The 14,030-nt window shown below is 58.3% G+C and carries 14 protein-coding genes; 8 read left to right on the top strand and 6 right to left on the bottom strand.

The genetic code is table 11. The features are described from left to right. Positions 1-64: 64 nt before the first annotated feature. A complete protein-coding gene (locus G518_RS0111240) occupies positions 65-829 on the bottom strand; it encodes a class I SAM-dependent methyltransferase (RefSeq protein WP_028602632.1) in 765 nt (254 codons plus the stop codon). A gap of 147 nt (positions 830-976) precedes the next feature. After that, on the bottom strand, positions 977-1,417 hold the full coding sequence (locus G518_RS34730; RefSeq protein ID WP_036594375.1) for a DUF1841 family protein: 441 nt from the start codon (positions 1,415-1,417) through the stop codon (positions 977-979). Between the two features lie 101 nt (positions 1,418-1,518). Here G518_RS34730 and pcaF point away from each other — a divergent pair, with 101 nt between their 5' ends. Continuing rightward, entirely contained in the window at positions 1,519-2,721 is a 1,203-nt protein-coding gene (gene pcaF, locus G518_RS0111230; protein ID WP_028602631.1) for a 3-oxoadipyl-CoA thiolase, read from the top strand. A gap of 160 nt (positions 2,722-2,881) precedes the next feature. Further along, positions 2,882-3,919 (top strand): glycosyltransferase, encoded by a 1,038-nt coding sequence (locus tag G518_RS0111225; protein ID WP_028602630.1) that lies wholly within the window; start codon positions 2,882-2,884, stop codon positions 3,917-3,919. Between the two features lie 9 nt (positions 3,920-3,928). Here G518_RS0111225 and G518_RS0111220 read toward each other — a convergent pair whose 3' ends face one another. Then, positions 3,929-4,579 (bottom strand): trimeric intracellular cation channel family protein, encoded by a 651-nt coding sequence (locus G518_RS0111220; protein WP_036594373.1) that lies wholly within the window; start codon positions 4,577-4,579, stop codon positions 3,929-3,931. 123 nt (positions 4,580-4,702) lie between these two features. Here G518_RS0111220 and G518_RS0111215 point away from each other — a divergent pair, with 123 nt between their 5' ends. Further along, on the top strand, positions 4,703-5,455 hold the full coding sequence (locus tag G518_RS0111215) for a sulfite exporter TauE/SafE family protein (protein WP_028602628.1): 753 nt from the start codon (positions 4,703-4,705) through the stop codon (positions 5,453-5,455). A gap of 66 nt (positions 5,456-5,521) precedes the next feature. On the opposite strand, the gene kefC is transcribed toward G518_RS0111215, so the two are convergent. Then, the gene (gene kefC / locus G518_RS34725; RefSeq protein ID WP_051236436.1) at positions 5,522-7,381 is read right to left on the bottom strand and encodes a glutathione-regulated potassium-efflux system protein KefC; all 1,860 of its coding nucleotides are present in this window, start codon (positions 7,379-7,381) and stop codon (positions 5,522-5,524) included. 69 nt (positions 7,382-7,450) lie between these two features. Between kefC and G518_RS0111205 the strand changes: the two genes are divergently transcribed. Further along, positions 7,451-8,074: a ParA family protein gene (locus G518_RS0111205; protein ID WP_028602627.1), complete on the top strand. Its 624-nt coding sequence runs from the start codon at positions 7,451-7,453 to the stop codon at positions 8,072-8,074. Between the two features lie 76 nt (positions 8,075-8,150). Continuing rightward, positions 8,151-8,603 carry a MaoC family dehydratase gene (locus G518_RS0111200; RefSeq protein ID WP_028602626.1) on the top strand — a complete coding sequence of 151 codons (453 nt, stop codon included), beginning with the start codon at positions 8,151-8,153 and terminating at the stop codon, positions 8,601-8,603. Positions 8,604-8,627: 24 nt separating this feature from the next. On the opposite strand, the gene G518_RS0111195 is transcribed toward G518_RS0111200, so the two are convergent. Then, positions 8,628-9,089, bottom strand: coding sequence for a tRNA (cytidine(34)-2'-O)-methyltransferase (locus G518_RS0111195; RefSeq protein WP_028602625.1), 462 nt, complete (start codon positions 9,087-9,089; stop codon positions 8,628-8,630). Between the two features lie 47 nt (positions 9,090-9,136). Beyond that, positions 9,137-9,868: a ComF family protein gene (locus tag G518_RS0111190; RefSeq protein WP_051236434.1), complete on the bottom strand. Its 732-nt coding sequence runs from the start codon at positions 9,866-9,868 to the stop codon at positions 9,137-9,139. Positions 9,869-9,959: 91 nt separating this feature from the next. Between G518_RS0111190 and G518_RS0111185 the strand changes: the two genes are divergently transcribed. From G518_RS0111185 to ctaD, 3 genes are all read left to right on the top strand, one after another. After that, positions 9,960-10,880: a hypothetical protein gene (locus G518_RS0111185; protein WP_028602623.1), complete on the top strand. Its 921-nt coding sequence runs from the start codon at positions 9,960-9,962 to the stop codon at positions 10,878-10,880. 251 nt (positions 10,881-11,131) lie between these two features. Then, on the top strand, positions 11,132-12,319 hold the full coding sequence (gene coxB / locus G518_RS0111180) for a cytochrome c oxidase subunit II (RefSeq protein ID WP_028602622.1): 1,188 nt from the start codon (positions 11,132-11,134) through the stop codon (positions 12,317-12,319). Positions 12,320-12,382: 63 nt separating this feature from the next. Beyond that, on the top strand, positions 12,383-14,023 hold the full coding sequence (gene ctaD / locus G518_RS0111175) for a cytochrome c oxidase subunit I (protein ID WP_028602621.1): 1,641 nt from the start codon (positions 12,383-12,385) through the stop codon (positions 14,021-14,023). Positions 14,024-14,030 lie beyond the last annotated feature (7 nt).

Genomic DNA, 14,030 nt, shown 5'->3' with positions numbered 1-14,030 from the left:
TTCGCCGGTTCGAGCAAGGGAGAGCTTCAGTGCCGCCAGTCATCATGGTGCCTGGTAAGTGGGCCTAAAGCGGTTTGCGAGCCCGGTATTCCGAGAAAATGCCCAGCTCCACATACCGATTCACCTCCGCCAACCCGGCGGTGCTCATGGTTTCCATGATCCGTGGGGGCGGTGCGCAGGCTTCGATGCTGTCCCAGTAGTAGCGCCAAATGCGAGGCGTGTGAGCGCCGGCTCCACGCAGCTTGGCTACCAGGGGCACCCATCCACGCATGTAGCCTTTCAGGAGCACCGTGCCCAAACCACTTTCCGGTTTGGTGATCTCCAGAACGCACAGACGCCCACCTGGTTTCAGCACGCGGTGAAATTCGCTGAACGCCGCGCTCAGGTCACTGATGTGGCGTAGCGCATAGCCCATGCTGATGAAATCGGCACTGGCATCTGGAAGTGGAATGCTTTCGGCTTTGCCTTCGACCAGCTTGACCTTTGAAGCCAGGGGGCTGGCGCCCATCATGGCCGGGCTGGGGTCTACGCCAGTCAGCAGGTCGGGGCTGCCGATGATGCTGATGGCCTGAGTGGCTACCAAACCTGTTCCAAACCCTACATCTACTACCCGCATGCCTGGCTGTAATCCGGCGCGTTCGAGCGCTCGGCGCCTGTACCAGGGGCCACTACCCAGAGCCAGGGTGCGTTCTACGCGGTCGTAGTCGGCTGCGGTGCTATCGAATATTTCGCGCAAAAAGCCCGCACGCTCCTCCTCAGTGCGGTAGTAGCCTTCTATGGGCTGATGCGGTGCGCGCACTGGATCTGCGGATTCTTTTGAAGCGCTCATGAAAGGGTACCGGTTGTGTGTTTGGGTGACTGCAGCACGAAAGCCAATCAACCTATCTTGCCATGGCGGTTGATCCGAGCTGGAAAAACGCGAAGGCCGCGTGATTCCGCTGGAGCCACGCCAGCGGGGAGTGCGGGTGCGCTGCGATCATTTTGGCGTCTGCGTGGCACGCCGCTGTACGCACGCCACATAGGCGTTTCCATCGGGTGCCTGGCGGCGGCTTTGCGCGTCGGCCAGCATCTGGCCCAGGCATTCCATCACCTCATGATGAGCATCATGCAAGCTACCTCGCTTGGCGGCCAGCAGCTCTACCGCTTGCCGTATGCCCCTGGGCTGATCGATGCTGCACTGCTCGCTGATCGCCAGGTGCATGGACAAATGCAGAAATGGATTACCACCTACGGCGCCGTCCCCGTATTCACGGGCTACAGCGGCCTCGGCATCGGCGAAATCAGGGTGCCATTCAGGGTGCTCGGCCATCCAGCCGGCAGCCAGCGTTTCAATGGCTTCCAACGGTTGGCCTGCTTGTGATTTGGCCCAGGCGCCGCAAAAAAAACGGCGAACATCGGCTTGGCTGGGGTTGAACATGGGCGGCAAGCGTAGCACGCGGCGACAACGCTCTTATGCACAATCGCATAACATCGTCGGTAGATACGCTAGTTAACCGTTCCAAAGAGGAGAAATTTTCCGTGAAACAAGCCTTCATCTGCGACGCTATTCGTACCCCTTTTGGCCGTTATGGCGGCTCGCTCAGCGGCGTGCGTACTGACGACTTGGGCGCTGTCCCCCTCCGAGCACTGATGGCCCGCAACCCCAATGTAGATTGGCAGGCCGTGCAGGATGTGATCTATGGCTGTGCAAACCAGGCCGGGGAAGACAACCGCAACGTGGCCCACATGAGCAGCTTGCTCGCTGGCCTGCCTATCGAGGTTCCAGGCGCCACCATCAACCGCCTGTGCGGCTCGGGCCTTGACGCTGTGGGTACTGCAGCACGGGCCATCAAGGCCGGAGAGGCGCTGATGATGATCGCCGGCGGTGTGGAAAGCATGAGCCGCGCGCCTTTCGTCATGCCGAAGGCCGAGAGTGCATTCAGCCGGGCCAATGCGGTCTATGACACCACCATAGGCTGGCGCTTTGTCAACAAGCTCATGAAGGCTCAATATGGCGTGGACTCCATGCCCGAAACGGCGGAAAACGTAGCCACTGACTACAAAATTGAGCGTGAAGCCCAAGACAAAATGGCCATGAACAGCCAGTTGCGTGCTGTGGCAGCCCAAAAGGCCGGCCACCTGGCACGGGAAATCACACCGGTCAGCATCGCCCAGAAAAAAGGCGACCCATTGATCGTGGACAAAGATGAGCACCCCCGTGAAACCAGCCTCGAAAAGTTGGGAGCTCTGAAGGGCGTGGTTCGGCCAGACGGCACCGTGACCGCTGGCAATGCCAGCGGCGTGAATGACGGCGCCTGCGCCCTCCTGCTGGCTGATGAAGCCAGCGCTGCTAAATACGGTCTGACACCTAAGGCACGCGTGGTCGGCATGGCGACGGCGGGCGTTGCTCCCCGTGTCATGGGTATTGGCCCCGCGCCGGCGACCGAAAAAGTGCTGGCCCTTACCGGCCTGACACTTGATCAGCTCGATGTGATTGAGCTCAACGAAGCCTTCGCCGCGCAAGGGCTGGCCGTGCTGCGCATGCTGGGTCTGAAAGACGACGACGAGCGCGTTAACGCCTGGGGCGGCGCGATTGCACTTGGCCATCCGCTGGGTGCTTCAGGTGCGCGTTTGGCTACTACCGCCGTTAACCGGTTGCACACGCAAGGTGGGCGTTATGCGTTGTGCACTATGTGCATTGGGGTGGGACAAGGTATTGCACTGATTCTCGAGAAGGTGTGAGAGCAGGGCTTCCGCGCGGTAGTAACTGCGCGGAAGCCCCTGTCCTTCGCGATGTGCCGGGAATCGTGACATCTCCTTTAGGGGGAAAAGAATGAGTACCGAGAAGCGTTTGAATATTCTATTCACCAATAATACACTTGATATTAGAGGTGGATCAGAGATGGTTATCCTCGATTTGGCGAAAGAATTTCGCCGTCGAGGCCATTTTCCTGTCGCTTTCAGCACAAAGATCGGGCAGATCGAGAAAGAGCTCAAGCAGGCGTGCGTACCGGTAGTGTCAAATCTGGATAATATAGGAGATGTTCCAGACATTATTCACGGCCAGCATCATCTGGAAGCTATGGCCGCGATGACGTATTTTCATAATACGCCTGCTGTTTATGTGTGCCACGGGTGGTTTCCCTGGATGGAAAAGCCGCCCATATTTTCAAATATAAAAAAATACGTAGCCGTTGGGGAGCTGACGCGCGAGAATATTTCAAACAATTGCGCGGTTAAGCGAGAAGATGTTTCGATTATTTCTAATTTCGTGGATTTAGAGAAATTCAGTCTCAAGGAGAAGGTAAATAAAATTCCCGTCTCTGCCGCGATATTTGGAAATAGTATTGGGAAAAATAGTACCCTGGTGCAATTCGTCGCTGAGGCGTGCAACCGGATGGGCTTGAAACGACTGGATTTGTTCGGGTTGCGAAACGGAAACCCCATCAATAATCCGCAAGATGTGTTGCCGCAGTACGATATTGTTTTCTCGGCTGGGCGATGCGCGATCGAGGCAATGTCAGTGGGTAGTGCGGTCATCGTCTGCGATGAAACTGGCGTCGCTGAGATGATTCGTCCGGAAAACATGACCAGCATGTTTGGGCGGTTTGGCTCCAGCTCTGTCAGCAAGGAGCGGCTGAATATTGATTTTCTCTGTGGGGAAATCAGAAAGTACGATGCTGCGGGGGTCAGGCAGGTGGCCGAATGGATTCGAGGAAAGGTTGATCTTCGCCATGCTGCTGACCGCTACGAAGGCGTTTATCGCGAAGCCATAGAACTCTCAAAAGCTGAAGCCAGAGGAGACTTTTTGGAGAAGGATCAGCGTTTTGTTGATGTGGGTAAGTATCTGGCTTCGCTCGCTTCGACGATAAAAGGCTATGAAGCGGAAAGCTACAGGCTGAACCAGTTGGTTGAGGAGTTGCAAGCCAAGCGCACTTGAAACGGTTGATCAACTGCGCCAAACCGGCAATTGCCAGCCATAGCGCACGGACAACATACGCAGCCCGGCCGTGACCGAGACCGTCACGGTGAGCGCGATCCAGGCCGGAATTCCAAAGGTGAGCATCAACACATGCAGCCAGCCCCCCACGAATGCCCAAAGTGCATAGGGGCGGTGATCTCCCAGTGCCCGGGGAATTTCGTTGCAAAGGATGTCGCGCAACACCCCGCCAAATACGCTGGTGGTCACCCCCATCAGCACCCCAATCAGTGCCGGTTGCTGGAGGCTCATGCTCAGATCAACCCCTACGGCGGTAAATAACCCCAATCCGATGGCGTCAGGCCACAAAATAGCCCGCTCGGTCAGTTGGAGGTGGCGCTGGCGCATGAAAAACATGGCGAGCACGCACAAAGCCAGTGTGGCCCATAGAAACTCAATGTGCCGTACCCAGAAGAATGGGCGCTGATCCAGCAGTAAATCGCGCAGCGTACCGCCCCCAAAGGCCGCAGCGAATGCAAGTACGCACACGCCCACGGCATCCAGTCGCTTGCGCGCCGCCTCAATGACGCCCGAAAGCGCGAATGCCAGCGTAGCGGCAAATTCCAGCGCTATGCGCAGATTGGAGCCCCAAATGGGCAGTGGCTGGTCCGGGAAGTTCATGGGCAGCTATTGTGCCCATGAACCCGCTTATTTCCGAATGAGCCCTAAGCTGCGCACAAAGTCTGGAGCGCGTACAGTGGCGCCTCCTTGGGTGCGCTACCCACGGTCAGAGGAAAGCTTTTTTTGAATCTTCCACTTATCACTGATTGGCATTTCTACGTTGTGGCTGTTCCGGCGGTTGTGCTACTGGGTATAGGCAAGAGCGGCTTCGGTGCGGGCTTTGGCTCCTTGGCGGTGCCGCTCATGGCCCTGGCCGTGAGCGTGCCTCAGGCGGCGGCGATTTTGATGCCCGTTCTTTTGCTCATGGATCTGCTGGGCCTTGCTGCGTTTCGCAAGGATTTTGATCGAACTCTGCTCAAGTTTCTCTTGCCCTGGGCCTTGGTCGGCACCGTCATTGGCACGTTTTCATTCAAATTGCTCGAACCGCGTTGGGTGGCCGGCCTGGTGGGCGTGTTCACGCTCCTGTTCCTGGCACAACGCCTGTTGTTCAAGCCCAAGGCGGATGGCCGTCCTCCTCCGCGTTGGGTAGGGGCCATACTGGCATCCGTTTCTGGTTTTACGAGTTTTGTCGCCCACTCGGGAGGGCCTCCAATGAACGCCTATGTGATTCCTTTGGGACTCAAGCCGGTGGTGTTCACCGGAACCATGGCGTATTTGTTTTTCGTCGTCAACTTATCCAAGTGGGTTCCATACGCCTGGCTTGGCTTGCTGGATTGGCGCAACATGATCACCTCACTCGTGCTTTTGCCGCTGGCACCGTTGGGGGTGTGGCTGGGCATTCGCATTGCTCGCCGAATAGATCAGAAGCTTTTCTACCGGTTGATCTATTCGGGGATGTTTCTCACGGGCGTGAAGCTGGTGTGGGATATGTTTTAGGGCTTGGCTTCAAGGCTTGGTTTCAGGGCCTGTTTCCGGGGAAGCTTTGAAAGCGGTCCACGTGAATCAAGCCGCACCTTGAGTGGGAGGGGGCGATGGCACCTTCTCAGCGGTATCTTCCGTTTTTTCCTTGGCCGCATTGGCAACCCGCGTAGAACGGTCAGCCGCCATTTGGTCTTGCAATTCGCGCCGGCCACGCCGGTTGAGCGCGAGTACTGCTTCTTCGTCCCGGTAGACCGGGTGGGTAAGTTCCAGATGGCGCAGGTTGTGCTCCCGGAAGCTGCGTACGCGGTCATCGGCCTCTTCATCGTCCATGCCAAGCGCTTGCATGACATCCCGGGCAGACCGCAGACTGCTCTCAAAAACCTCGCGTTGCACGTAGCTCACGCCTCTGTCCCGGATTTCGTGCCACTGAGTCACGTCACGAGCACGGGCCACGATTTGCAACTGCGGAAACTGCTCCTGGGCTAATTCAATGATCTTTAAAGCCTGCTCCGTATCATCCACAGCCACCACGAGCACCTTGGCCGTGGCCGCGCCCGCAGTGCGCAGCAAATCCAGGCGGGTGGCATCGCCATAGAACGTTCTATAGTCGAAACGGCGGGTTTGCTGAACCAGTTCGGCATCATGGTCAAGCACGGTGACTTTCAGCCCATTGGCAAGCAGCGTGCGGCCAACGATCTGGCCATAGCGCCCGAAGCCAGCAATGATGACCGACGCCGATTGCTGCTCAGACAACTCCTCCAGTGAGCCAGGGGGCCGTGCCAGGCGCGGCAGTACCAGCCGATCGACCAGCAGCAGAAGAACCGGAGTGAGCAACATGGACAGCACCACGGCGCCCGTGAGCAATGAGGCGGTGGCCTGAGGGAATACATGGACTCCAACGGCGGTCTGAAACACCACGAAGGCAAACTCGCCCCCCTGCGCCAGGAGTAACGCGAAGATAGGCCGCTCCTCGCGTGGCAAGCGCATCACGCGTGCCAGTAGCGTGATGAACACCATCTTGGTGAGCATGAACCCGGCCAGAATGCCAAGCACCTTGAGCGGCGCTGCCAGCAGCACCTGAAGATCCAGGCTCATACCCACGGCCATGAAAAACAAGCCGAGCAGCAGCCCTTTGAAAGGCTCTATATCGGTTTCCAGCTCGTGGCGGTATTCGCTGTCTGCCAACACCACTCCCGCCAGAAAAGCACCCAGCGCCATGGAGAGACCCACTGCTGACATAAACGCTGAGACGCCCACCACAAACAACAAGGCCGTGGCCGTGAACATCTCCTGCGTGCGGCTGCGGGCGATCCAGCGCAAGAGTGGCTTGAGCAGCAGGCGCCCACTGACCAAGATAGCCACCACAGCAGCCACAGCGCGCAGCGCTTCCCACCATCCATCGCCATTTTGAGTAGGGGCACTTCCCAGGAGCGGTAAAAGCGCCAGAATGGGGATTGCCGCCACGTCTTGAAAGAGCAAAATGGCAAAACCCGCCTCTCCACTGGTGGTTCGCATCAGGTTTCGCTCTTGCATGACCTGCAGCGCGCTGGCTGTGGATGACAAAGCCAGGCCCAACGCCGCAGCCAGTGAAATTTGCCAGCGCACGCCGAAGATCAGCGTCGCAGCACTGGCAATTACTACGGCGCAGCCCACCACCTGGATCGATCCCCAGCCAAAAATGGGGCGCCGCATGGCCCACAGGCGCCGCGGGTCCAACTCAAGCCCCACCAGAAAAAGCATCATCACCACGCCGAATTCCGCAAAGTGCAGCGTGTCTTCGACATCACCCACCAGGGCCAGAGCATGTGGCCCGATCACGATTCCGGCGGCCAGATACCCCATGATCGAGCCCAACCCGAGGCGTGCGAATATGGGAACAGCTATGACCGCAGCGCCCAGAAAAACGAGGCTGAAAAGCATCCAGCTGGCAGTGTGGTCCATGCCGCTAACATACCGGAAACGGATGCGGGTGTGCAAAATCCCGCTTAACCATTTCTAGAAAGCACGCCAATGCCGGTGATAGTTATCGCCAATCCCAAGGGTGGTGTGGGTAAATCCACACTCGCAACCAATGTCGCGGGCTATTTCGCCGCGCAGGGTCACTCGGTCATGCTGGGTGATATTGATAAACAGCAATCGTCTCGACTATGGCTTGGTTTGCGCCCGCCGGGGGCCGCTCCCATTGCCGCCTGGGAGTTGGCGCACGGTGAGGTAGTGCGCCCGCCCAAGGGCACTACCCACGTGGTTCTTGACACACCAGCGGGTTTGCATGGCAGGCGCCTGAAGGACGTATTGCGGCTTGCAGACCGGGTGTTGGTGCCGCTTCAGGCCAGTATTTTTGATATTTATGCCACGCGTGAGTTTCTGGATCACGTCATGGTGGAGCGCAAAAATGGCGAGCCGGCCCTCGGCATTGTCGGCATGCGGGTCGATGAGCGCACCATCGCTTCCGAGCAATTGCAGCAGTTCGTTGCAGGCCTGGGCTTGCCCGTGGTGGGAACCCTGCGGCAAACGCAGAACTATGTACACCTGGCTGCCCGTGGGCTGACTCTGTTCGACGTGGCGCCTGGCCGCGTGGCGCGCGATCTGGAGCAGTGGCAGGGCATCTGCGATTGGCTTGGCGCGAAGGGCTAGCGCCTTGGCCTTTGTACCCCGGTGTTCAGAGGCAAATTTTCAAATTAACAGCCCCCTCAAGGCTTAAGCTCTTTCTATGAAAACCTTTGACACTCTCGATGAACTGGTCGCTTGCGTAGGGCAAGACATCACAACCACTGACTGGTTCACCGTCTCGCAGCAACACATAGATCAATTCGCAGAGGCCACTGGTGATCATCAGTGGATCCACGTCGATCCAGAACGCGCCAAGTCTGGCCCCTTTGGTACCACCATTGTGCACGGCTATCTCACGCTTTCGTTGCTGGCGGGGTTCTTTGATCGCTCCATCGCCATCAAGGATGTTCGCATGGGGATCAACTACGGGCTTAACAAGGTTCGTTTCATGGCGCCCGTTCCTTCCGGTAGCCGATTGCGTGCGCAGGTCAAGCTGCTGAGCAGCTCGCCCATCGAAGGCGGTGTGCAGATGGCTTGGCAGTGCACGATTGAGTGTGAAGGCTCAGATAAGCCGGTGTGCGTGGCTGAGCCGCTTTCGCGCTATTACCGGTAGGCTATAGCCTAGCCGCGCAGACTCCTAGGCAAACCCAACCTGCCTCCAAGCCTCGAAAACCGTCACGGCCACGGCATTGGAGAGGTTCAGGCTACGCTGGCCCGCGCGCATGGGTAGCCGCAAGCGTTGATCTGGGGCGAATGACTCGCGCAGGGCAGGGCTGAGGCCGCGGGTCTCTGACCCAAAGACCAGGGTGTCGCCCGTCTGAAAACGCGTGTCATGCACCGTTCGCTCACCTTTAGTGGTGAGTGCGAACATGCGTAGCGGATCGGGGCTCAGCGCGTTCATGAAGGCGGCCCAGTCGGAGTGGCGTTGCACCTGCGCGTATTCGTGGTAATCCAGGCCGGCGCGGCGCATGTGCTTGTCTTCCATTGAAAAACCCAAAGGTTCTATCAGGTGAAGCGTGCAGCCCGTATTGGCCGCCAGGCGGATCACATTGCCGGTATTTGGGGGAATTTCGGGCTCTACGAGAACGATGTGGAACATGGGAGTCCGTCAATTTGGAAGCTTGGGTGGGGCCTGGTGTGAACGCCCTAGTCGCCGGTGCGCGCTACCACCAACGCGGTGATATGAGATGCACCGGCCTCGCGGAGCGCGCCAGCGGCAGCCCGCAGGGTAGCGCCTGTGGTCATCACGTCATCAATCAGCACCACGCGGCGACCACGAAGTTCGCTGTATTTTGAAGGATCCACCGTGAAAGCGCCCAACAGGCTTTTCAGGCGCTGTTCGCGGGTCATGGCGTGTTGAGGTGCCGTGTGGCGGGTGCGCGCCAGCAAATCCGCTCGGACGCCCTTGGAAGTCAGCCGGTGTGCCAGTAAAAGCGCCTGGTTGTATCCCCGTTCAGAAAGCCTCTGCGCCGAAAGCGGCAGTGGCACCACCGCGTCTGCCTTGGCCAGTGCCGCCCCCACGCCCTCGGTGCGCAGCAGCACGCTGGCGAGCGTGCCGGCAAGCCCCGTGTCTTGCCTGAACTTGAAACGCGCAAGGCATTCAGTCCATGGCCACTGGTAAGTTACCGCGCACAGACAGGCTTCCATCGGTGGTGGTTCGCGCAAGCAGGCGCCACATACCTTCGCCCCGCCAGCCAATGGCAGCGCACAGCGTTCGCAGCGCGGCTCTGAGCGCGCAAACTGGGTAATACAGTCTTCGCACAGCGGTGAGGCGGGCCAGGCGTGGCATACCTGGCATTGGCTGGGCAGCCAACTTTCCAGGCGCGCTGCTCGGCGGCTGTTCGTAGGGGTAATGCTCGGGCGAGTCAGTAGGGTCATGGGGCGCTCAATATACTGCCCCGATTTGCCGCACTTCACCATTTCGCGGCAGCGCGACCCCGAATAGATCGTAAACACGTTCTTCGTTCCTATGTCTGACTTTCTGCCCCCCAGTATTGATTCAACGGCCGCCGCGCGCTGGGCTGGCCTCGCCTCTGGCTCCTCTGCCGCACCCTGGCTTCACGAAGAGGTGGCGCAGCGCATGGCTGAGCGCCTGCGTTTTATTCGCCTGCCAGTAAGCCGCTGGGCTGATTGGGAGCCTGATCGCGGGGGCATGCAGGGGCACGCTCTGGTGGAAGCTCACTATCCAGAGGCGGAAAATTTCCTGGTTCGTGCATCCGCTGCGCAGGCCACGCCTGAGGCTGAAGGTGCGCCACTGAAATGGTGGCAGCGGATCGGGCGCACGCGCTTGGCGTCAAAAACAGGAGTGGCACCACCCGAAGGCGCCATGCAGATGGTGTGGGCCAACATGCTTGCTCACCAAGTGGCAGATCCGGCCGCTTTACTGGGGAGCTGGCACAAAGCGCTCGCCACCAATGGTTTCGTCATGTTTTCCTGCCTGGGCCCAGATACCCTGCGTGAATTGCGTGATCTGTACGCCCGCCTGGGCTGGCCTTCGCCTACGCAGGATTTCACAGACATGCATGATCTGGGGGATCTGCTCGTGGGCGCCGGTTTTGCCGAACCGGTCATGGATATGGAGCGGATCACGCTGACCTTTGACACGCCAGAGCGTTTGTTGCAGGAACTTCGAGGTCTGGGTCGCAACCTCCATGTGGGCCGGTTTCCCGCGTTGCGCGGGCGCAAATGGCTCGCACGGCTCAAAGCAGAACTAAGCCAATATTTGCGCGGCGGGGCGTCAGAGGGGCCATTGGCGCTCAGTTTTGAGGTGATTTACGGGCATGCGCTCAAACCCGCGCCGCGCCTGCCTGTGGCCGCTCAAACTGAAATCAGCTTGGACGATATGAGGTCAACCCTGCGCGAGCGCAAGAAGCCAATAGCGGGTAAGTGAATGTGCAAAGCCCGAGCACGAGAGTGAAATAAGTTCATAAGCTCTTAGCGAGGGGTTACGAGTCGGTTAAACTCGCCGGCATTACGCGCGGGGAGAAATCCGTGCCTCTGGCCTATGCGCGGCAGATGGCTTAACGGCATTGGCGTGCGAAATACGGCCTAGGTGCGCAAGGCGCCAAGGGAATCCATCGGGCCGGCCTGCTCTGGCCGGTGGTGAATTGTGTGGTTGAGACTCAAGAAAACGTGAACACGATGAAGAGCATTTCAAACAGGTTGGCCGGTGTGCCGCGTCATGCGGCCATCTGGGCTGCAGCTTCGGTCACGACGGCCGTTCAGGCACAGGTCAAAGATTTGCCGGGCGGTCCAGGCGTCAATCAGCTCAACCTGACCCCAGGTGTTACACGCATCGCCGCGGAGCAGTACAGCTTGCATTGGATGATGCTCATCCTTTGCGCGGTCATCTTCGTCGCGGTTTTCTCCGTGATGTTTTATTCCATCTGGAAGCACCGTAAATCGCAAGGCGCGAAACCGGCCAAGTTCCATGAATCGGTCACGGTAGAAATTATCTGGACCATTGTTCCTTTCATCATCGTCATCGCGATGGCGCTGCCCGCTACCAAGCTGGTGGTGGCGCAGAAAGACACCTCTAACGCGGATCTGACCATCAAGGCCACGGGTTACCAGTGGAAATGGGGTTACGAATACCTTACCGGCGAAGGCGAGGGCATCTCCTTCCTTTCCACGCTCGATCCTAACCAGCGCGCCATGTCTGATGCCGGCAAACCTGCAGGCGATGACTACCTGCTGAAGGTTGATCACCCCATGGTGGTCCCTGTTGGTAAGAAAGTTCGTATCATCACCACCGCCAATGACGTCATCCACGCCTGGATGGTGCCTGCTTTTGGCGTCAAGCAAGATGCCATCCCCGGCTTTGTGCGAGACACCTGGTTCAAAGCCGAGCAAGTCGGTGATTTCTACGGCCAGTGCGCAGAACTGTGCGGTAAAGAACACGCTTACATGCCTATTCACGTGAAAGTGCTGTCGGCGGCGGACTACACCGTTTGGGTGGATGGCGAGAAAAAACGCCTGCAAGCCCTGTCTGATGACCCAACCAAAGTCTGGACTTTGCCTGACCTGGTGGCTCGTGGAGAGAAAGTCTACGCCGCCAACTGCGCAGCATGCCACTTGGATAACGGTAAAGGCGGCGGCGCTATTAAAGCGCTGGATGGCAGCCCGGTTGTCCTGGGTAAGCTGGCTGATCAAATGCACGTCTTGCTGGAAGGTCGTAATAACGGCGCCATGCCTGCATGGAAGCAGCTCTCCGACACCGAACTTGCAGCAGTGGCCACCTTCACCAAGAACCACTGGTCCAACAAATCTGGTCAACTCGTACAGCCTTCTGAATTCAAGGCCGCACGAGAAGGCAAATTCCCCGGCTAAGCTGGCTGATTGCAGTCCTGGTCAGTATCACGAAATAAGAGAACAGTCTCCCGGAGCAGTCATATGAGCGCCGTACTTCCAAATTCGCACACCGATCATCACGACCATGACCATGGACATGATGATCACCACCACGAAGCTCCTACTGGGTGGCGTCGCTGGGTTTATGCCACCAACCACAAGGACATCGGTACGCTGTACATGCTGTTCTCGTTCGCCATGCTTATGGTGGGCGGGATACTTGCACTGCTGATCCGCGCCGAGCTGTTCCAGCCGGGCCTTCAGTTGGTCAACCCGGAGTTGTTCAACCAGCTCACCACCATGCACGGCCTCATCATGGTGTTCGGCGCCATCATGCCGGCCTTCGTGGGCTTCGCCAACTGGATGATCCCGCTGCAGATTGGCGCGAGCGACATGGCTTTCGCCCGCATGAACAACTTCAGCTTCTGGCTGTTGATTCCTGCAGGTTTGATGCTGGTGGGCTCGTTCTTCATGCCTGGTGGTGCTCCGGCAGCCGGCTGGACGCTCTATGCGCCACTCACGCTCCAGATGGGCCCTTCCATGGATGCGGGCATTTTTGCGATGCACATCATGGGCGCGAGCTCCATCATGGGCGCCATCAACATCATCGTCACCATTCTGAACATGCGCGCTCCCGGCATGACGCTGATGAAGATGCCCATGTTCTGCTGGACATGGCTGATCACCGCTTACCTGCTGATCGCCGTGATGCCTGTGCTGGCCGGCGCCATCACCATGACGCTGACTGACCGCCACTTCGGCACCAGCTTCTTCAATCCCGCTGGCGGCGGCGACCCAGTGATGTATCAACACATCTTCTGGTTCTTCGGCCACCCTGAGGTGTACATCATGATCTTGCCGGCTTTCGGCATCGTCAGCCAGGTGATCCCTACCTTCGCCCGCAAGAGGTTGTTCGGCTATGCCTCCATGGTGTATGCCACTTCCGCCATTGCCATCTTGTCGTTCATCGTCTGGGCGCACCATATGTTCACCACCGGCATGCCGGTGACTGGCCAGCTGTTCTTCATGTACGCCACCATGCTGATCGCGGTGCCTACTGCTGTGAAGATCTTCAACTGGATCGCCACCATGTGGCGCGGTTCGATGACCTTCGAAACGCCTATGTTGTTTGCTGTGGGCTTTGTGTTCGTGTTCACCTTGGGCGGCTTCACGGGTTTGATTCCCGCCGTGGCGCCTATTGATACGCAGATCCAGGATACGTACTACATCGTGGCTCACTTCCACTACGTGCTGGTGGCCGGCTCACTGTTTGCTCTGTTCTCTGGCTACTACTTCTGGGCTCCCAAGTGGACCGGGGTCATGTACAACGAAACGCGCGGCAAGATCCACTTCTGGTGGTCGCTGATCTCGTTCAACGTCACCTTCTTCCCTATGCACTTCCTGGGCTTGGCTGGTATGCCGCGCCGCTACGCTGATTACCCCATGCAGTTCGCTGATTTCAACATGGTGGCCTCAGTGGGTGCATTCTTCTTCGGCTTCGCGCAGGTCTACTTCTTCCTGTTCATCGTGGTTCCCACGATGCGCGGCAAGGGTGAGAAAGCTGCCCAACGTCCTTGGGAAGCTGCAGAAGGCCTGGAGTGGGAAGTTCCATCACCAGCGCCGTTCCATACCTATGAGAACCCGCCCAAACTGGATGCCACCGCTACGCGCGTGATCGGCTGATTGGCTA

This window comes from Ottowia thiooxydans DSM 14619, from assembly GCF_000422885.1.
GTDB classification, from domain to species: Bacteria; Pseudomonadota; Gammaproteobacteria; order Burkholderiales; family Burkholderiaceae_C; genus Ottowia; species Ottowia thiooxydans.
Note: the sequence above shows the minus strand (reverse complement) of the source record. Positions and strands in the feature narration are given on the sequence as shown.

What these genes read in the sequence shown, in the direction of transcription:
- G518_RS0111190 (WP_051236434.1), bottom strand. Translation starts at nt 9,868, where the DNA reads ATGACCCTACTGACTCGCCCGAGCATTACCCCTACGAACAGCCGCCGA.
- G518_RS0111240 (WP_028602632.1), bottom strand. Translation starts at nt 829, where the DNA reads ATGAGCGCTTCAAAAGAATCCGCAGATCCAGTGCGCGCACCGCATCAG.
- coxB (WP_028602622.1), top strand. Translation starts at nt 11,132, where the DNA reads ATGAAGAGCATTTCAAACAGGTTGGCCGGTGTGCCGCGTCATGCGGCC.
- G518_RS0111205 (WP_028602627.1), top strand. Translation starts at nt 7,451, where the DNA reads ATGCCGGTGATAGTTATCGCCAATCCCAAGGGTGGTGTGGGTAAATCC.
- G518_RS0111220 (WP_036594373.1), bottom strand. Translation starts at nt 4,579, where the DNA reads ATGAACTTCCCGGACCAGCCACTGCCCATTTGGGGCTCCAATCTGCGC.
- G518_RS34730 (WP_036594375.1), bottom strand. Translation starts at nt 1,417, where the DNA reads ATGTTCAACCCCAGCCAAGCCGATGTTCGCCGTTTTTTTTGCGGCGCC.
- G518_RS0111185 (WP_028602623.1), top strand. Translation starts at nt 9,960, where the DNA reads ATGTCTGACTTTCTGCCCCCCAGTATTGATTCAACGGCCGCCGCGCGC.
- G518_RS0111195 (WP_028602625.1), bottom strand. Translation starts at nt 9,089, where the DNA reads ATGTTCCACATCGTTCTCGTAGAGCCCGAAATTCCCCCAAATACCGGC.
- kefC (WP_051236436.1), bottom strand. Translation starts at nt 7,381, where the DNA reads ATGGACCACACTGCCAGCTGGATGCTTTTCAGCCTCGTTTTTCTGGGC.
- G518_RS0111200 (WP_028602626.1), top strand. Translation starts at nt 8,151, where the DNA reads ATGAAAACCTTTGACACTCTCGATGAACTGGTCGCTTGCGTAGGGCAA.
- G518_RS0111225 (WP_028602630.1), top strand. Translation starts at nt 2,882, where the DNA reads ATGGTTATCCTCGATTTGGCGAAAGAATTTCGCCGTCGAGGCCATTTT.
- ctaD (WP_028602621.1), top strand. Translation starts at nt 12,383, where the DNA reads ATGAGCGCCGTACTTCCAAATTCGCACACCGATCATCACGACCATGAC.